The sequence below is a fragment of the Paenibacillus sp. P46E genome (genome assembly GCF_001909095.1).
Taxonomy (GTDB): domain Bacteria; phylum Bacillota; class Bacilli; order Paenibacillales; family Paenibacillaceae; genus Paenibacillus_AQ; species Paenibacillus_AQ helianthi.
Window position 1 is genome coordinate 24,769 of record NZ_LVYZ01000038.1, and the last position, 19,746, is coordinate 44,514.

15 protein-coding genes are annotated in these 19,746 nt (G+C 48.9%); 12 read left to right on the forward strand and 3 right to left on the reverse strand.

Features of this window, described 5'->3' with window-relative positions; genetic code table 11:
• Positions 1 to 21 precede the first annotated feature (21 nt).
• The 5 genes from kdpA to A3849_RS13110 all read left to right on the forward strand — a co-directional run bounded on the left by kdpA (position 22) and on the right by A3849_RS13110 (position 7,249).
• A complete protein-coding gene (gene kdpA / locus A3849_RS13090; protein WP_074111823.1) occupies positions 22 to 1,698 on the forward strand; it encodes a potassium-transporting ATPase subunit KdpA in 1,677 nt (558 codons plus the stop codon).
• Positions 1,699 to 1,713: 15 nt separating this feature from the next.
• Complete coding sequence (gene kdpB, locus A3849_RS13095) at positions 1,714 to 3,747, forward strand: potassium-transporting ATPase subunit KdpB (protein WP_074111824.1); 2,034 nt, start codon at positions 1,714 to 1,716, stop codon at positions 3,745 to 3,747.
• 39 nt (positions 3,748 to 3,786) lie between these two features.
• Positions 3,787 to 4,371, forward strand: coding sequence for a potassium-transporting ATPase subunit KdpC (gene kdpC / locus A3849_RS13100; protein WP_074111825.1), 585 nt, complete (start codon positions 3,787 to 3,789; stop codon positions 4,369 to 4,371).
• Positions 4,372 to 4,439: 68 nt separating this feature from the next.
• Positions 4,440 to 6,773 carry a histidine kinase gene (locus A3849_RS13105; RefSeq protein WP_074111826.1) on the forward strand — a complete coding sequence of 778 codons (2,334 nt, stop codon included), beginning with the start codon at positions 4,440 to 4,442 and terminating at the stop codon, positions 6,771 to 6,773.
• A 92-nt stretch (positions 6,774 to 6,865) separates the two neighbouring features.
• Positions 6,866 to 7,249, forward strand: a complete 384-nt coding sequence (locus tag A3849_RS13110; protein ID WP_178382677.1) for a VOC family protein — start codon at positions 6,866 to 6,868, stop codon at positions 7,247 to 7,249.
• 108 nt (positions 7,250 to 7,357) lie between these two features.
• On the opposite strand, the gene A3849_RS13115 is transcribed toward A3849_RS13110, so the two are convergent.
• Entirely contained in the window at positions 7,358 to 7,837 is a 480-nt protein-coding gene (locus tag A3849_RS13115) for a DinB family protein (RefSeq protein ID WP_074111828.1), read from the reverse strand.
• A gap of 375 nt (positions 7,838 to 8,212) precedes the next feature.
• Between A3849_RS13115 and A3849_RS13120 the strand changes: the two genes are divergently transcribed.
• The 5 genes from A3849_RS13120 (at position 8,213) to A3849_RS13140 (ending at position 13,126) form a co-directional block, all read left to right on the forward strand.
• On the forward strand, positions 8,213 to 9,691 hold the full coding sequence (locus A3849_RS13120) for an Lsa family ABC-F type ribosomal protection protein (protein WP_074111829.1): 1,479 nt from the start codon (positions 8,213 to 8,215) through the stop codon (positions 9,689 to 9,691).
• A 31-nt stretch (positions 9,692 to 9,722) separates the two neighbouring features.
• Positions 9,723 to 10,850 carry an NAD(P)/FAD-dependent oxidoreductase gene (locus A3849_RS13125; protein ID WP_074111830.1) on the forward strand — a complete coding sequence of 376 codons (1,128 nt, stop codon included), beginning with the start codon at positions 9,723 to 9,725 and terminating at the stop codon, positions 10,848 to 10,850.
• 304 nt (positions 10,851 to 11,154) lie between these two features.
• Entirely contained in the window at positions 11,155 to 11,802 is a 648-nt protein-coding gene (locus A3849_RS13130) for a FusB/FusC family EF-G-binding protein (protein ID WP_074111831.1), read from the forward strand.
• Between the two features lie 323 nt (positions 11,803 to 12,125).
• On the forward strand, positions 12,126 to 12,416 hold the full coding sequence (locus tag A3849_RS13135; RefSeq protein ID WP_074111832.1) for a hypothetical protein: 291 nt from the start codon (positions 12,126 to 12,128) through the stop codon (positions 12,414 to 12,416).
• A 290-nt stretch (positions 12,417 to 12,706) separates the two neighbouring features.
• Complete coding sequence (locus tag A3849_RS13140; protein ID WP_218619235.1) at positions 12,707 to 13,126, forward strand: hypothetical protein; 420 nt, start codon at positions 12,707 to 12,709, stop codon at positions 13,124 to 13,126.
• A 563-nt stretch (positions 13,127 to 13,689) separates the two neighbouring features.
• On the opposite strand, the gene A3849_RS13145 is transcribed toward A3849_RS13140, so the two are convergent.
• Positions 13,690 to 14,970, reverse strand: a complete 1,281-nt coding sequence (locus tag A3849_RS13145) for an MFS transporter (protein WP_074111834.1) — start codon at positions 14,968 to 14,970, stop codon at positions 13,690 to 13,692.
• A complete protein-coding gene (locus A3849_RS13150) occupies positions 14,967 to 15,617 on the reverse strand; it encodes a TetR/AcrR family transcriptional regulator (protein WP_074111835.1) in 651 nt (216 codons plus the stop codon). Before A3849_RS13150 ends, A3849_RS13145 begins: the two co-directional genes overlap by 4 nt.
• 309 nt (positions 15,618 to 15,926) lie before the next feature.
• On the opposite strand from A3849_RS13150, the gene fabD reads away from it, so the two are divergent.
• Together fabD and A3849_RS13160 are read left to right on the forward strand one after the other, a co-directional pair.
• Positions 15,927 to 17,159, forward strand: a complete 1,233-nt coding sequence (fabD, locus tag A3849_RS13155; RefSeq protein ID WP_178382679.1) for an ACP S-malonyltransferase — start codon at positions 15,927 to 15,929, stop codon at positions 17,157 to 17,159.
• Complete coding sequence (locus A3849_RS13160) at positions 17,143 to 19,740, forward strand: non-ribosomal peptide synthetase (RefSeq protein WP_074111836.1); 2,598 nt, start codon at positions 17,143 to 17,145, stop codon at positions 19,738 to 19,740. The genes fabD and A3849_RS13160 overlap by 17 nt, the downstream gene beginning before the upstream one ends.
• Positions 19,741 to 19,746: the final 6 nt, after the last annotated feature.

The window sequence follows — 19,746 nt, forward strand, 5'->3', positions numbered from 1 at the left end:
TCAACTTAAGGAGGGGCCTTCGTGGGTATTGTGCAAATTGCCGCAGTCATTGTCATACTGCTGCTGCTGGTTAAGCCAGTAGGAACTTATTTATATCATGTATTTTCAAATGAACCGAACCGAACGGACCGCATATTTGGCGGCTTCGAACGTGGAATATTCAAACTGAGCGGACTGAAGAACCGTGAGGGAATGACTTGGAAGGGATATGCCATCAGCTTCCTGGGGACAAACGTTGTACTGGTAGCCTTCAGTTACTTGTTCCTTCGTCTGCAAGGCGCACTGCCGATGAATCCCAATGGAACCGGGGGCATGGAACAGTCACTAACGTTCAATACAGTCATCAGTTTCATGACGAATACCAATCTGCAGCATTACAGCGGAGAAACGGGTCTATCCTATTTCTCTCAAATGGCTGTGATTACAATGATGATGTTTACTTCAGCGGCGAGCGGATTCTCCGTGGCAGTCGCTTTTGTGAGAGGCATTACAGGAAGAGACACTGTGGGGAATTTCTTCGAAGATTTCGTGAAAGCCATCATCCGTATCTTTCTCCCGCTGGCTCTGCTGGTGACATTGGTATTGGTGGCCCTGCAGGTTCCGCAGACATTACAGCCATCTCTTCATGTAACAACGATGGAGGGTGGTTCGCAGCAGATCGCCATCGGTCCGGTTGCCTCACTTGAATCGATCAAGCACCTGGGTACGAACGGCGGCGGATTCTTTGGAGCCAACTCGGCCCATCCGTTTGAGAACCCTTCACCTTTGACGAATGTCATTGAAATCCTCTCGATGTGGACGCTGCCCGCATCCCTGCCTTATATGTACGGATTATTTGCCAAAAACAAACGTCAGGGCTGGATGATCTTCAGCGCGATGATGACCTTGTTCGTATTGCTGCTGGGTCTCAACTATTACGCAGAAACGGCAGGGAATCCGGCAATCAATGCCATGGGTATCGACGCCTCCCAGGGCAGTATGGAGGGCAAGGAGGTCCGATTGGGTATCGCACAGTCTTCTTTGTTCACTGCTGTAACAACAGCGGCAACTACTGGTAGCGTTAATAATATGCATGACACCCTCACCCCGCTTGGCAGCATAACTCCGCTATCCCTGATGATGCTGAATAATGTGTTCGGGGGCAAAGGTGTAGGTCTAGTCAACATGCTGATGTATGCGATCCTGGGAGTGTTCCTCTGCGGTCTGATGGTAGGGCGGACGCCGGAGTTCCTTGGAAGGAAAATAGAAGCGAGGGAAATGAAGCTGATCGCCATCGCAATACTCATTCATCCGTTGATTATTCTGGCACCTACCGCTGCTGCCTTCTTGACCGAACTGGGTAAGGGGAGCATCTCGAATCCGGGCTTCCATGGAATGACGCAGGTGCTCTATGAGTTCACCTCTTCTGCGGCCAACAACGGTTCGGGTTTCGAAGGGCTGGCCGATAATACTACCTTCTGGAATGTACTTACAGGGATAGTCATGCTGCTGGGAAGATACGTATCTATTATCGCCATGCTGGCGGTGGCCGGCTCCATGATCCGTAAGAAGCCCGTTCCGGAGACGATTGGCACGTTCCGCACCGACAATGGCCTATTTACAGGAATTCTGATCGGTACGGTGCTGATTATCGGTGCACTGACCTTTCTGCCGGTTGTGGTTCTCGGTCCGGTTGCAGAATATTTGACCTTACGTTAAGAGAGGGAGAACAAGATGAGTACCATACCTAAAAAGAAACTGCTGACCGGCCCTATCCTGCAAAGTGCGGTCAAGGACAGCTTCATGAAGCTGAATCCGGTGACTTTGATGAAGAATCCGGTGATGTTCGTTGTAGAAATCGGCACTATTATCGTACTGATGATGGTGTTGGCCCCCGGTTATTTCCATACCGAAGACTCCATAGGCTTCAATATTACAGTGTTTTTGATTCTGCTGGTTACAGTATTGTTCGCTAATTTTGCAGAAGCCCTGGCTGAAGGCCGAGGCAAGGCACAGGCAGATACCTTGAAGAAAACGAAACAGGATATTTCCGCAAACAAGCTGGTGGGCGGAGCTGTCAAGATCGTCTCTTCTTCGGATCTGCGCAAAGGAGATATCGTGGTCATCAGCCAAGGAGAACTCATTCCCGGTGACGGCGAAGTCATTGAAGGCCTTGCTTCTGTGGACGAATCTGCGATTACCGGGGAATCCGCTCCAGTCATCAAGGAGGCTGGAGGAGACTTCAACTCTGTCACAGGCGGCACAAGAGTAGTAAGTGATCAGATCAAGGTTCGTATTACCAGTGATCCCGGTGAATCGTTTCTGGACCGTATGATCTCACTTGTCGAAGGGGCCAAACGCCAGAAAACACCCAATGAAATTGCACTTAATACCCTTTTAATCAGCTTAACCATTATCTTTCTGATCGTCGTAGTCACATTGCGTCCGATTGCTGCTTATCTGAATGTCGATTTGGAGATCCCTGTCCTGATCGCGCTGCTGGTCTGTCTGATCCCTACTACCATCGGTGGTCTACTGTCTGCAATCGGAATCGCAGGCATGGACCGGGTTACCCAGTTCAACGTGCTGGCGATGTCAGGTAAAGCGGTTGAGGCCGCCGGAGACATCAATACGATGATTCTAGATAAAACAGGCACCATCACCTTCGGGAACCGTATGGCGAGTGAATTTGTCCCCGTAGGGAATGAGAATGAAGCCGAACTGGCGGGGTGGGCAGCAGTCAGTTCACTGAAGGACGAGACGCCGGAAGGCCGTTCCGTGATTGAATTGATCAAAATACAGGGTCATCCTTATCAGGCCGGATTGGCAGAAGAGGCAGAAATCATTGAGTTCCGTGCCGAAACGCGAATGAGCGGACTGGATCTGAAGGATGGACGCAAGGTCCGTAAAGGGGCTGTTGATTCCATGAAGCGCTGGGTCTCTTCCCAAGGCGGGCAGATTCCCGATAATCTGGACAAAAGATCGAATGATATAGCTGGTAAAGGCGGAACTCCGCTTGCGGTAGCCGTTGACGACCGGATATTCGGACTTATTTATCTGAAAGACACCGTGAAGCCCGGAATGAAGGAGCGATTTGATGAGCTGCGCAAAATGGGCATCAAAACGATTATGTGTACCGGCGACAATCCTCTAACCGCTGCAACAATTGCTGCTGAAGCCGGAGTAGACGGTTTTATCGCCGAAAGCACGCCGGAGAATAAGATTGAAGTCATTCGCCGAGAACAGCAGGAAGGCAAACTGGTCGCCATGACAGGTGATGGAACGAACGATGCTCCTGCTCTGGCCCAGGCGGATGTGGGGCTTGCCATGAACAGTGGAACCTCTGCCGCCAAGGAAGCGGCGAATATGGTCGATCTGGACTCAGACCCGTCCAAGATTATAGAGGTCGTTGCCATCGGCAAGCAGCTGCTGATGACCCGCGGTGCCCTCACTACCTTCAGTATTGCGAATGACATCGCCAAATATTTTGCAATTATTCCTGCTATGTTCACGCTCGCGATTCCGGAAATGGAGGTGCTGAACGTAATGGGGCTGGGATCGCCAAGCTCCGCTATTATCTCGGCACTGATCTTTAATGCGATTATTATTCCGCTCCTGATCCCCCTTGCCATGAGAGGGGTATCCTATAAGCCAATGAGTTCTGTCAAGCTGCTGCGCCGCAATATCTTCATCTATGGGTTCGGGGGCGTACTGGTTCCTTTTCTGGGCATTAAGCTCATTGATATGCTCGTTAGTATTTGGATATAAGCATAATAGAGTTGATTAGATAGAGAGGATGGATCATGAATGAAGAACGCCAGTTCTTATATACTAAGCATAGTAAGACTCAGCGCTATATTTATTATTCTTTGCGGAGTTGTGTATCCGCTGGCTTCCACAGCTATAGCCCAGGTGCTGATGCCATCACAGGCGAACGGCAGCCTGCTGAAGAACAGTGCAGGCCAGGTTATCGGCTCCGAGCTGATTGGTCAGAGCTTCACCAATCCTGCGCTGTTCCACGGGCGTGTGTCCAGCATTGATTACAAAGCGGAGGCTTCGGGCTCGAATAATTACGGCCCATCCAATACGGATATGCTGAAGCGCACCAGTGACTTTATCGCCCAGTGGAAGCTGGACAATCCGCAGGTTCCGGTGAATCAACTGCCTATCGATCTGGTTACGAACTCCGGCTCAGGCCTGGACCCGGATATTTCCCCCGCCTCGGCTATCGTGCAGGTTCCCAGAATCAGCAGGTTGACCGGTATTTCTTCGGATAAGCTTGAACAATTAATCCAAGCGCATACGGAGGGCCGCGATCTTGGATTGTTCGGCGAAGAACGTGTGAATGTGCTGAAGCTGAATATGGCTTTATCTGAATTGTCTGCTCAGTAATCAGGCGGTTACCCTGTTCGCGTTCTACACGGACAGGGTAATTTATATTCCTATAAGGAGGCCACCGGATGTCCCCGTACAAACGTAAAACTCCGGAAGAAATTCTGTATTCCATTTACCGCCTGCGCCGGGGCCGTCTCAAGATCATCATCGGTTCTGTCAGTGGTTCAGGCAAGACCTATCACATGCTGGAGGAAGGCAAGCTTTTGCAGCAGCAAGGGATCGATGTGGTGATCAGTGCTGTCTCGACGATGCAACGGGCGGAGACTGTTCAGCAGCTGGTGAATTTGGAGCGCGTACCCAGCCTCCACTGGATCAAGGATGGTAAAGAACAGAAAGATCTTCCTGTCGATGTTCTGCTTCAGCGCAATCCTGAGGTACTTCTGGTGGACAGCTTGGCCCACCGTAACCGGGAAGGAGCCCGTTTCGAGACACGGCTCGAAGATATCCGTTATTTAATGGATCATGGCATAAGTGTAATTACTACCATTAACGTGTATGAGCTGGCTGGGATGGCCGAAATTATTCAGCAGAAAACGGGCATCTGTGCGGAGGAAACGGTTCCGCTCAACACGCTGGAGCTGGCGGATGAGGTCCGCCTGATCGATGTGTCCCCCGAAACCATATTAAAACGTATTGAAGAAGGGGTTCTTGGCGGCGAGACGCCTCCGGCGCTAACCCGGCGCGGCAATCTCGGCGTCCTCCGCGAGCTCTCACTCCGTCTGGTCGCCGAGGGGGTCAATGATTCGCTGGAAAGACACCGGGAGGAGCAAGGGCTGATCGGCCCTTCCGGCGCCACTGAGCGTATTCTCGTATCCACGCAATATCATTGGAACGGTTCCCTGTATGTCAGAAGAGGACAGCAAATCGCCAAGCGGCTGAACGGTGAGCTTATAGTGGTAACCTTTGTGCTCACAAAACGTCAGCTAACGAAGGATCAGCAGAGCTTCAAACGCGCGATCACCAAGCTGGCCCAGCGGGTCGATGCCCGCTTCGAAGAGCTGTCTCTTCCAAGTCTGCGTCTGCTCCCAGCAATATTGGTACGTTATGCTATCCGGAATAACGTCACCCGGATCGTCATGGGGCATTCCAAAAAAAGCCGCTGGCAGGAAAAGTGGCAGGGCTCCATCGCCAACCGGGTCCTCCGGAAGTCGCGGAACATCGATGTATTCCTGATGGCTGACCGGGCAGAGCAGGAAGGGGAACGGATATTGCCGATCAAGCCCGGCTCCAAAGGGAAGGAGGAACCTTTTCACAGGTTAACCAGTCAGGAGATGGAACAAAAGATTGAACGGATTCACCGTGGAACGTTCAAGGTCTATATTGGTGCGGCACCCGGTGTTGGGAAAACCTATAAAATGCTGCAAGAGGGGAATCTGCTGCTGACCAAAGGTATTGATGTGGTCATAGGTCTGCTGGAGACACACGGAAGGAAGGAGACCCAACGGCAAATCGGGGGATTGACCCTGATTCCACGGGCCCGCATTCAGTATCAGTCCTCACAGCTGGAGGAGATGGACACAGACAGCATTATTGCCCGTCACCCGGAGGTTGTGCTGGTGGATGAATTGGCACATACCAATGTCCCCGGAAGCGTGACCAAAAAGCGCTATGAGGATGTCATGCGGCTGCTCGATAACGGCATTTCCGTAATCACAACCGTGAATGTTCAGCATCTGGAGAGCCTGAATGACGCAGTGGCACAGCTGACGGGCGTTCGTGTCCGGGAAACGGTCCCTGATGCGGTTTTGAAAATGGCCGGTGAGGTTGAGCTCATTGACGTTACGCCACAAATGCTGCAGGAGCGGATGCGGGAAGGGAAAATTTATGCAACGGAGAAAGTGAACCAGGCCCTGGAGTCTTTTTTTAAGATTGGGAATCTGATTGCTCTGCGCGAACTGGCTCTTCGTGAAATTGCGGACGATGTCGATGAACGGCTGGAGGCGTGGGACCGTGAGCCATCTCTACGGGGCCCATGGAGCCGCCGTGAGGTCATCTTTGTCTGTGTCGATCTCGGCCCGCGTGCAGAGCGCCTAATCCGCCGCGGCTTCCGTATTGCCCACCGGCTCAAGGCAGAATGGTATGTGCACTATGTTCACTGCGGAGGGAACCATACCCCCGAAGAGCAAAAGCGGCTGGAGTCCCTGCGGCATTTGACGGAAAGGCTGGGCGGGAAGATGGAGGTGGCGCTGGCAGGCAGCAGTGCTGTCGTACATCAGCAGCTGCTCAACAGAATGAATGAAGTACATACCACTCAGCTGATTATCGGACACTCACGCAGGCCGCTGTGGCGCAGCTTATTCAAGGAAAGCTTCGTCCATTATTTGCTCCGGCATGCAAGGCATATGGATATGCTGATTGTGGCGGACTTTGACCCGGAGGCGGCAGAAGCGGTAAAGTAAAAGAACAACCGCAATTCAGAAGAAATCATGTAATGAGCTGCATGTTACGATAAGACGCATACAAATCCAAATCTTAGACAGGAGGGATTCGCTTGAACCTTTCACATTTTCGTCTGCTGGTACCGGATGTGCGTGAATGTTTTATCTTTTACCGGGACATAATCGGTCTGAAAGTCCTCCACGGTAGTGAGGAGACTCCTTATGCGGAATTTCACACAGGAGATATCAATCTGGCTCTGGAGCCCCTGATGGGCAATGAACCACACCAGGTCTTGCGGGAACACAAGGATTTCAGCATACATGACCGGGCAGCTCTTATTTTCAAGGTGGAAAATGTTGATTCCGTATACGATCAATTGCGCAGCAAACATGTTGAATTTGTAAAAGAACCTCACGACACGCCGGAATGGGGCCACCGCGTTGCCTACCTTCGTGATCCTGCCGGCACCTTAATTGAGCTTAATCAAGGATTGTAACCCTTAATGAGCAGTATGCTTTGTTCAAGAGCATTCCACTTACCGCTTTATCTGAAGGCCCGCCTGGAGCGGGTCTTTTTGCTGTTCTTTTTCTATGTTGATGGAATTTTAAATATCGAATAATCCTCTGCCAATCAAGTTAGCGTTAACCGGAATCTTTCCGATTTCTCGTGACCATATAGACAATTGGCCGATATGGTGAATCTCATGGGCTATCACGTGCCGCATCACTTCGCCGTATTTATGGGCTTCCCGTTCACCTTCATCCGTGATATCAATCATAATGCGTTCTTCCAGACCATCATTCCACTCATAGACAAATGGAGCGATTTCCACATGGCAACGGGCGGAAAAATCCTTTATTTGCTGTAAGCTGGCCACCTCCTCGAACGGAGGGATCTCCATCGCTCTTTCTTGTATTCCACCGCATATCCAGCCATATTCGACAGCCACAATGTGATAAAGCGTAGGAAGGATGTAGCCTAAGCCGCCCGTGCGTTTTTTCATTAATTCTTCCTTGTTCACCGTATCGCACCAGTCCAACCAATCTTTACGAACCTGCCAGTTATACTCGAATAGTTTCAACATATCGCAGCCTCCTATTATACATGCATTTCCCGCTCATCTGTCTATTCATACCCGTTATTGGTGAGTTGTAAATCAGATATGATTATGATAAAATGCCTGTAAATTTAAGAATGGAGTTGAAGAGGATAATGTAGGATTTTCTTGCTGATCGATAGGAGAATAAAACCACTATAAGACTGGACTTAATGTTCAGCTATTGGAATGCGATCAATATCGCATGTTTTATTTCTTATTAAGCAAGAAAGTTACATTTCCTTTCACTCAAACGGTAGATCCTTAATCAGCCCCTCGGGGGCTTGATTTTCTGTATCTATTTGAGCTGCAAGAAATTAACTTTCTTGCGGCTTTTATTTTTTTATACAGGAGGATCACTAGATGTCATTAATAAATGTTACCAACCTGACGTTTGCCTATGAGGGCAGCTACGATAATATATTCGAGAACGTGAATTTTCAGATCGACACCGACTGGAAGCTGGGATTTACGGGAAGGAACGGAAGAGGGAAGACCACCTTTCTTCAGCTGCTGCTCGGAAAACATGAATACAGTGGAGCCATTTCTGCTCATGTTACATTTGAGTACTTTCCATATCCTGTGCCGAACAAGGAAAATATGACCCTGGATGTCATCAGCGAAATCTTTCCGGATTATATTCACTGGCAGTTGATGCGTGAGCTTTCTTTGCTGAAGGTAGATGATGACGTTCTCTATCGGCCCTTTGCTTCACTGTCGAACGGAGAGCAGACGAAGGTGCTGCTGGCTGCATTGTTTATTAAGGAAAACAGCTTTCTGCTCATTGATGAACCTACTAATCATCTGGACATGCAAGCAAGAACATTAGTCAGTAATTATCTCAATACCAAAAGCGGCTATATTCTGGTATCTCACGACAGAGCCTTTCTGGATAACTGTGTAGATCATATCCTGTCTATCAACAAAACCAACATTGAAATTCAGAAAGGGAATTTTTCGAGCTGGTGGGAGAATAAAAGGCGATTGGATAACTTTGAGCTGGCACAAAATGAGAAGCTGAGAAGAGATATTAACCGGCTTGCGGATTCATCCAAAAGAACAGGGAACTGGTCACACGAAGTGGAAAAGACTAAAAATGGGACGCGAAACTCCGGCTCCAAGGTAGATAAGGGGTACATTGGCCATAAGGCTGCCAAAATGATGAAACGTTCTAAATCTATCGAGCAAAGGCAGCAATCGGCAATTGACCAGAAGTCCAAGCTGCTGAAAAACATTGAAAGCTCGGAAACCCTGGAGATTACACAGCTTCCTTATCATAAAAGTACCTTTGCAGAGCTTGAACAAATTTCCATTTATTATGGTGAGAAACTAGTCTGTTCAGATGTGAATTTTACAATTGAGCAAGGGGACCGCATTGCACTTTCGGGTAAGAATGGCTCCGGCAAATCCAGTATCCTGAAACTGATTTGCGGCGAGGACATACAGTACACAGGCAGCCTCAATAAGGACAATCAGCTCAAAATCTCCTACGTGTCCCAGGACACCTCGCATTTACAAGGCAATCTTACAGAATTCGCCCGCGACAATGGAATAGACGAGAGCCTGTTCAAATCCATCCTGAGAAAACTTGATTTCTCCAGAGTGCAATTTGAGAAGGATATTTCCACTTTCAGCGGCGGCCAGAAGAAGAAGGTGCTGATCGCCAAAAGTCTAAGTGAGCACGTTCACCTGCATATTTGGGATGAGCCGCTGAACTTTGTTGACGTTATTTCACGCATGCAAATTGAAGAGCTGCTGTTGGAATACACTCCGACCATCATTTTTGTGGAGCATGACCGGGAGTTCTGCGGCAATGTCGCTACGAAGATCATAGAGCTCTGAGCTTGCTTAAGGAAGGGAAGAAAAGGGACTTATGAAGAAAGTCATCGTAATCGGTTCAGGAATTCTTGGGGCATCTACAGCCTATCACTTAGCCAAAATGGGGGCAGATGTCCTAATCATTGACCGCAAAGATAAAGGGCAAGCCACAGATGCTGCTGCCGGCATCATCTGTCCATGGCTGTCCCAGCGGCGTAATCAGGCTTGGTATCGTCTCGCCAAAGCAGGAGCCCGTTATTACCCGGAGTTAATTGCACAGCTTCGGAACGAAGGAGAGACTGATACCGGCTATGCTCAGGTAGGAGCTCTTAGTATACATCATGACATGATGAAACTGGGACAGATGGAGGAACGGGCAAAACTACGAAAGACGGATGCACCGGAGATAGGAGATATTACACGGCTTAACACAACACAGACCCGTGAGCTTTTTCCATTGCTGGCAGAAGATTATTCCTCCATTCATATCAGCGGTGCCGCCCGGGTAGATGGTCGTGCACTTCGCGATGCTCTCATCCGGTCGGCACAGCACAATGGGGCTGTCTTAGTCAGCGGGGAGGCCAGGCTTGAACATCTTGCAAACCGTGTAACCGGAGTAAATGTAGGAGATCAACACTTTTCGGCTGATCACATCCTTGTATGTGCGGGTGCATGGGCCAATCTATTGCTGCAGCCTTTAGGCATTGATTTTAAAGTCCATTTTCAAAAAGCTCAAATCGTTCACTTAGAGGTTCCGGACCGTCAAGACACAGATGCCTGGCCAGTGGTTATTCCGCCAAATGATCAGTATTTGCTCTCAATGGGAACACGTAGGATTGTTATAGGATCGACACACGAAAATGATATAGAAGGGTACGATAGCAGGATAACTGCTGGCGGAATCCAGGAAATTCTGAATAAAGGGATAGACCTTGCACCTGGTTTAGCAAACAGCACATTTCTGGAGACGAGAGTCGGTTTTCGCCCCTATACGCCCGGTTTTCTTCCTGTTATCGGGAGTATACCCGGCTGGGAAGGTTTGCTTACAGCAAATGGCCTCGGAGCTTCAGGGTTAACCATGGGCCCTTATTTGGGAAGGCAATTGGCGAGGATGGCTCTTGAAAGGGAAATGGAAATAGACGTAAGTGATTATGATATCCGGAATGCAGTAGATGAAGGCTGATGAATTGCGACTTTCTGAATTCCCTGCTATACTTTTTTCGAAAGATAAGAAGTTATTAGCTTCACGCTGTAAATGTTCTTTGTCTTTCTTACAGTAAAGTGTTCATCTGACAGGGGGTTGTACTGATGGCAAAACCGAATTGCTCATTAGCTAGGAAGACCTCATGCAAAGCCTAATTCAGGGGCGATACTTTGCGTGAGGGCGAGAGAAGAGAACGATCTGATCGCCCATACTTGACTTTATCGTTTCTAATAACGGCTTTGCACCTTATGTTTTTTCAACAAAAATAAGGGGCTGAAGAGCTATGAATACACCATTTATTAGAAACCATCAATATAATGTCATTAAGAAACAAGCCGAATTTCTTCAGAAAACACTGCGATCTGTCGCGGATCAGAGTGTCTTGAAAACAGTAAGATATCGTACAGCTGTGAATATTATAGAATCATTTTCTAATCTGACAACAGAGCGGGAACACCTGCTGGAGCAAGTATCGAGCTTGGAGACAGCACATGAATTCCAGAGTTATCTTATTGCAATGGAACCCTATCTGGAGCCATTTCTACCGATTACACTGAAGCAGATTCAGAAGCTTTTCCCTAAGAATAAGAAGTTGAAGGTACCTGATCTGCAATCCATCGACTTTAGATATATCACGTATCTGAGCTGGGTAGACATCGCCACGAACAAATTATTCATGGTCTATCCATTCGAAGGACAGTTCATCGGTATCGAGGGAAGAATCACGCCAACACACAAAAAAGGGTATTGCATGTTCTGCAACCGGCATCAGGAGCTTGCGTTCATAACAGTCAAGACGAAGCCTGCGGGTGCTTTGCCCGATCAATATTCTTCCATTGGCCAATACGTATGTATGGACGGCCATGCATGTAATCAGAGTATCACCGATACTAGTTCGCTGGAGAAGTTCATTGTCTCCGTTCGTAAATAATTCAACGATGCGGTTGCCTTTAGAGGCAGCCGTTTTTTATTATTAATTTTGTTCAACGGTTGAAGAGATTCTCAGGTGAAAAACAAAGAGTACTTCTACCCAAAACCCGTAATCTTTTAATTTTGAAAATACATAAATGAAGCAGGGCCTATATTCTCATTTCCGTATAGCATATACTCATTTTTCCTCTTGTAAATTGGAACTTTTTTTCTATAAGATCAATAAATATCCATTTTATGCCGATTCAGCATCGTCGCTTCCATATCAGTCATTCCATACGATACCAATTCGATCTGACCTTGTTGAACTGCAGGCTTAAGGGAGTGTATCCATATCAAGTTATCGCAGGTACGATTCCGGAGACACGAACGCATATTCTCGTGATGCCAACAGATACAGATCCGCAGGGCATGACACTGTTGGAGCTGATTGTAGAGATCAACAACATTATCAAATCGTTTGGCGGCGGGAAGCCTGTCACTGCAGATGACATGAAGCAAATACTGGAATCGATGGGACTGAAAAGCATCGAAGCGGTCCAGGTACAGATCCGTCAGCTTTTCATCTATACGTACAAGTCCAGTATCGATATCCGAAGTACAACTACGAGCTAGATCCAAGAGACAAGTTTTATTTGAGTGTAGGCAATCTGATTTCATTTGGTGAATTGGAGAAAATGGTGTACACAGCCGTACGGTTTCCGCTGTTGAGATGAACGCTGTAGATGCCACGTCTAACGGGAAAGCGGAGAGAGACAACCACGGCGGGCGGCACCGAATTCTTGGCTTATTTCAAAAAAAGATCGCCGCTGCATATTTTAAGCCTTGAATGCGACCGAACCCAGGTAGCGGTAGGCGATACGATAACGGTCTGATGGGCCGTGGCCGGCGATGTTGAGAAGTGCGTGCTGACGCCTGGAGATCTCGTCGTTAACAGTGTAGGCAACCCAAAAATCGAGGTTTTCGAAGATACCGCATTCCGTTTGTATGCATTTGGCAACAATCGATTTGGCAACAATCGGCAGGTTACCCGCACCGCCACGGTGTATGTGGAATCTCCCGTGATTACCCGATTTGCTTCGGATTGCCCAGACAACAAGACAAAGTACGTGCAGATAGTAACGCTATCATATGAATCAAAAATCGGCTGCAATCTATATCTCAATCAAGGCATCGAGCGGCTATCCGGAAATACGATCTCCGTACTGCCTATGAGAGCTTCAACCGTGTATACTCTGAGCGGCTTGGGAGCGGAGGTGCTGATCCAGCGGAGTCTGACGATTATAGTGACGGACTTTCTAGATGTGGAACAGTTCACTTATTAACGAACCGGCCGTTCCGCGGATAATTACCGATACTATTTGACGTGGAAAGTCTCAAACTGCACTACGATACAGCTGACGACATCGGACGGACAGGTCCGTAGCTCTGGTCAAGCTAGTGGCAGTATCCAATTCGTTGATCCGTCGGACGTTCCAGTGACGATTACGCTGCATTTACCGGCACCTCCGGGCAGCTTATCGATCAAGTGTATTCGGTATGCTGAAGCTGCAATACTTTGGCATACAGGGGAAGATTGAAGCGATGGAGAACGGACTTATCCTGTCCGAGCAGTATTGCGTAAGGTGAGCTATCCGTTGGAAGCGGTACGGGATTACTGTCCTTTCGTACATAAGGTGCATGCCCTTATGTACGATTTTTTTTGCCTGCTACACGTTAAGGTATTCTGACTATGTTTGGGAACAGATTTTGAGAAACCTTAACAGTCTTGATGAGCAGTATGCAACAATTATTCTTTTATTAATTGACATATTAAACTTGAGGCAAGATTGTTTGATAGAAATTAAGGGTCAATACTGGGTACAGTCTGGTAGAACGAAAAATATAATTATGCGTGCTCCCCTTCCGCGATTGTCCCTTCCGACGTCTCCTTCATCATGCGCTTGCGGACCAGCGGTGGTAGTGCAGCCAGATAAAATAAACTGACCACTATGGTGCAAAAGCCAAGTATGTAGTGAAGCCAGGTGACGGAGATCAAGGCCGGAAAGGCTAGCGCGATGCCCCCCAAAGCCAGTGAATGGCCCAGCATCATTACCGGCTCAATCAAGGCGTTAACACGGCCCATATTCTGCGGAGGAACAAGCTCTGGCAACCAGCTGCCGAGCACGATATTGATAGGCGCGATGGCGATTCCAGCCAGCATTACAAGGAAAAAATAGACTTCAATCCTTTCGGTTAACCCAAGTCCCGTAATGAGCAGGCTGGAGATGAACAGACCCGCAATCAGGATCGGCGCTCTTGTGAAACGGCGAATCAGCCGGGGGCCGAGGACGCTGCCGAGCAGAAAGCCGACGCCCAGAAAGACGGTAATCAGCGAAGAGTAGACAACATAATTATCGGGACTGAGCTTGTATTTCATGGCGAAGATGGGAAGCACGGCGAATACGCCGTTCACAATGCCAAAGAACAGAAAACCGCTGATCAGAACCATAAGCAGTCGATTTCCTGTTATATAGCGGAGGCCCTGCCAAAAATCCTTCAGCAGCAGTGAGAACCGGAGCTCACGAATACGGTTTTTTCCGTTGGGGGTACGGGCATGTTCTGGGAAATCCCCCCAGGCAAGCAGCAGGCCGGACAATAAAAAGCTGAGTCCGTCGACGATGATGGCGCCTTCAATTCCAATAAAATGATAGGCCGTAGCCCCCAGGCTCATGCCGAAGAGCATAAACAGCCCCATCACCATTTGATTCAGCCCCGAAGCCTGGACATATTGGTCCTGGTCGATACTGCCCTGCAGAAGTCCCATTTCCGCAGGACCGAAGAATTTGGATATCGAGCTACGTAGAAATAGCACCAAAAAACAGGCGAAAAGCACGTTGAAATGAACAAACAGCAGCAGCAGCAAGGTTAGTCCCGCCCGTATCCAGTCGCTATAGGCGGCAATATTCTTGCGGTCGAACCGGTCCGCGATGACGCCGACGATCCAGAAGACCGCCAGGGTGGGCAGAGAATACATCAGCTCTGCTGTAGTGGCCAAAGCCGGCCGCTCGCTGTACCTGTCGATCAGATAGTAGGCGAATGCCATGTTCCCCACCACGGTACCCAGCTGCGAGGCAAAAGCGGCAATGAACAACTTGTTGAACATTGGATTGCGAAAGAGCGTCCTCATTCAATTTCCTCCCTATGGTGCTCTCTGATAAGCACAGGTTTGAGCAGAACTTGCAAGTAGTGGACGAGCGACTCAAGCTGCATACGGGTGTTCGCCTTCTCCAGACCCACAGTGATGGTATGGGTCATAATGCCTTCCTGATAGGAAGCGGCTAGTCTGGAGATGTCCGTAACGTCCATGACAGGGAAAAACTCACCGCGGTCAATTCCGGTCTGAAGCAGTTCTGCAAATTGGGCGATTCCCCGTTCATAACGGTTGAGGAGCAGTCCACGGCGTGTCTCATCGCGCCATCCGATCAGGAAATATTCATAGAAGGCCGGCATTAATCCGCCATTGGGTGATTGCTGAAGGTCTTGCAGCTGCTGCGAGTACAGCGTAGTAATTACATCCCAAATGGACGGCGAAGATTCCAGAAGCAGCTCTAAGTACCGATCATGCTCCATATCCTGATGGTCCAACAGAGCTTCGAAGATCTCATCCTTGGTCTGATAGTACAAGTAAATCCAGCCCCGACTCATACCGATTTCATCAATAATATCCTTTAGTGTGACTGCACCGTAGCCCTTCTCGGTAAAAACCCGCTTAGCCGCATCGAGAATTTGCAGGCTTCTCCATTCTTTTCGGCTGCTCGATAATTTAGGCGACATTCCGTTGCTTCCTTTCCGTTTTCGCAAAATGAACCGCGTGTCATTTATTATATTAATGACATGTGGTTCATTTTGCAACGAGAAATTACGTAATAATCTAAATATAATAATGATTGATATGTTTTTGATTATATTGATATAATGTATTAAAATACCATTTGATTCGCCAGTATATTCCCCTTGCTGCTAGTTTTCAGCTTTTCCGATTTCCCCGTCTTACTCACATCTATGATTACATCCATGATTACATCCATGATTACATCTACGATTACATCCGCTATTAATAGTTTATCTGAAGGGAATGTGATTATGAAAACGGCACTACTGTTTCCAGGACAAGGTTCGCAGTATGTAGGGATGGGGAAATTTTTGTTTGTCCGGTTTGAAACGGCCCGAAGGACATTTGAAGAAGCCTCTGATGCGCTGGGCTACAATGTATCCCGTCTTTGCTTTGACGGAAGCCTCGAAGAATTGACGCGGACCGAGAATGCACAGCCCTGCATTCTTACTGTGAGCATCGCGGCTTATCGGGTTCTCTTGGAGAATCTGGACATTGAGCCGTATTATTGCGCCGGCCACAGTCTTGGCGAAATATCCGCGCTGACTGCATCCGGGGCTCTTGCTTTTACTGATGCGTTGCGCCTGGTTCGCCTTAGGGGAAGGTTGATGCAGGAGTCGCAACAAGAGGGAGAAGGCGGAATGCTGGCGGTTCACAGACTGGCCAGTTCCGTCATTGAAGCGGAATGCGGTCGGCCGGACGTTCGTGGAACTGTTGCGGTATCCAACCTGAATGGTGGCGGACAGACCGTTATCTCGGGACTTCAATGTTCCCTGAACCGCATAAGTGACAAACTTGCATTGCTCGGAGGAAGCGTTGTCCCACTGAACGTGAGCGCCGCTTTTCACAGCCCCCTAATGAAAGATGGCGCTGCAAAGTTTGCGGCTGAATTGTCCTGTATTCACTTTCAGCCTTTGCGCCATTGGGTATTGTCGAATGTGACGGCTCATCCTTATCCTGATGAGAATTTCATTCCGGCATTATTGGCCGAACAGATGGTCTCTGTTGTGAATTGGTATTCTTGTATACGCTTTCTTCTCAAGCGGGAAACGGAGCGCATGATCGAAGTTGGGCCCGGAAATGTGCTGGGCAATATGCTGAGAAGAGAGAAGCCGATTTCTTGCATCATTCAGTCGACCGATCAGGAAGATGACTGGAGGAATCTTCTCAGCGCCGGAAGCCGTGTGGCCCGGAGAACGGATTACGATGCTTATCTTAAAGCCGCATTGTGTGCAAAAAATTATAACGTTATAGATACCGCCTCTGACTATATGCACAAGATTGCAGAACCGTTTCGGGAACTGGAAAGCATGGCCTCTGGAGCACGAAAGGGAGAAGCCGAATCGGAGAGATGGAAGAGCCTGGCTGTTGGTGCCCTGGATAAGATTCTGGATGTCAAGATGACTCCTGCCATCCGACGAGTGGACATCTTAAACCGTTTGGCTGAAGAAGGGGGAAACGTGCAGAATGTGCAATACACTTAATGAAGCGCTAAGAAGCGAAGCCGCCAGAGGGGAACGGGGAATTACCTTCATCTCAGGTGAATTCGAGAGTGTATTTTGCAGTTATCCCGAGCTCTACGAGTCCGCCATGAGTACTCTGCATCACCTAAGAATGAAGGGGATAGGGGCCGGAGATGAAGTTATCCTGCAGCTGGACAACAACCGGGAATTTCTTATTGTCTTCTGGGCTTGCCTTCTCGGCGGTATCATTCCTGTTCCGTTATCGGTAGGTAATAATGAGGATCACCTTGCCAAGGTCGTCCGGATCGCAGCTGTACTGAACAATCCTTTTATTGTCTCGGACCCACAGCATTTTGAGAAACTCGGAGATTGGGCGTCCCGGTTCGAGAATGCAGTCGATCGTCAACTGTCCATCGGAGACCTAATGAAGCAGCCAGAGGAAAAAATATCCGGTGAGAACGGAGCGGTGTTGCCCGGAGATATCGCTTTTATCCAGTTTTCTTCCGGTACCACAGGCGACCCCAAGGGAGTGGTGCTGACCCACAGCAATCTCCTGGCAAATATCCGGGCCCTGAAAGAACGTATTGGAGCCGGCGATGAGGATGCCTTTCTCAGCTGGATGCCGCTGACTCACGATCTGGGGATGATCATGTTCCACCTCCTTCCATTATTCTGCGGGACAAGCCAATACCTCATGCCAACCTGGCTGTTCATCAGGCGTCCGATTCTCTGGATGCAGAAAGCCGACCAGGTTGGAGCGACGATTCTGGCTTCCCCAAATTTCGGGCTCAAATATTTCCTAAACGCTTACCACAAAACTGCATCGAAACGAGATTTTACTTGGGATCTGACACGCATCCATGCCATAGTCAACGGCGCCGAACCGATCGATGTCGGGGTATGCGAACAGTTTCTCGAAGATCTGAGCCCGTATGGCCTTGAAAGAAAGGCAATTAAAATGGGCTACGGAATGGCCGAAGCCTGTGTCGGCGTATGCATTCAGGAACAGGACGAGTCTTTTAGAACCTATTATGTGCGAAGGGATTTTTTGCAGGTTGGAGATTCAGCAGTTTTTCTACCCGGTGATGGTCAGGGTGACACCTTGGCGCTGGCTGGAACGGGAACACCCATACAGGATTGCCGTGTAAGGATATGCGATGATCTGGACCACCCGCTGCCGGAAGGCACTGTAGGCCATATCCAGATCGCCGGAGACAATGTGACATCGGGATACTATAACAACGCGGAGGCCACAGAGAAGCTGTTCACATCCGACGGCTGGGCCCGAACAGGAGACTTGGGATTTCTGGTAGAGGGCCGACTGACCGTAACCGGAAGAACTAAAGATATCATTTTTATCAACGGGTCCAATTATTTCCCCCATGATATTGAGCGAATCGCGGAAGAGTGTGCGGATTTAAAAGTCAAAAGAATGGTCGCATGTGGAATCTACAATGAAAGGACAGGTACCGAGGAAGCAGCATTATTCGTACAGTTTAGGGACAAGCCCGAAGAATTTCTGACGGTTTCCGAACAGATACGCAGACATCTGAACCGCGTGTTGGGTCTACAGATCTCTGTTATCCTTCCGGTTCACAAGTTATACCAGACAACCAGCGGCAAGCTGCAAAGATACAAATATGCTGCGAAATACAAGGAAGGCACCTATCGTGAGATTGAATCTGAACTGGCCCGTTTGCAGCGGGATCAGGAGGTCGCAGCCGCTTTAACGAGAAGGAAACCGGATGGCGAAATCGAGCAAGCGTTGTTCCGGGTATGGAGCGACCTTCTGGGAAGAGATCGCTTTGATCTTGAGGACAGCTTCTTTGAACTCGGAGGCACGTCCATGCTGGTTGTGCAATTGTTCGAGCGGATCGAGGAGCTTTATCCAGGCGTCATTACGATGACCGATATTTTTGGTTCTCCCTCGGTAACCTTGCTGTCCCGGCTGATATCGGGCTCACACGAGCCTAAGCAGACCCGGTTTCATATGGAGACAGTGCACCTTTCTCCTCAATATTTCCAAGCAGCGGAGAACGGGGCGGAGAACCAGTACCGAATGAACTTATCAGGAACGGATCGAAATCGGTTGCGGTCATTATGTCTGAATCGCCGGGTCGCAGAAGAGGCGGTATATCTGGCTTTGCTGGCTAACACGCTGTATGAAATCTGCACAGAATCGAAAGTGGTTGTTCATACCATGATGGACGGACCCGGATGGGTCATTCCCTTTTGCGTCGATTTTGCCGCCATTGATACCATCGAGGAACTACTCGATTTAGCCAACGTGAAGAAAAATCCGGGGGAGGCCCTCCTGTACCATATCGGTGATATTGGCAAAGAGGTCGCCCGTCCGAAGGAAGGTCAGGCACTATGCTACCTGGGCAGAAAGGAATGGAGGCCACAGCGAGGCGGTCTGCCGGACCATTTCGATATGATGCTCGAGTGGGAAGAAGCTCCCGGTACAGCTGTGTTTACCTTTGGCTACAACGCCGCAAGAATGAATGGACCCCGGATGCGCGAGCTGTTTCTGTCTTTTGCTGACGCATTGGAATCCCTGCTGAGCCTGGATATTATGGCCGCCGAAACGGCACCGCAATAATACGGA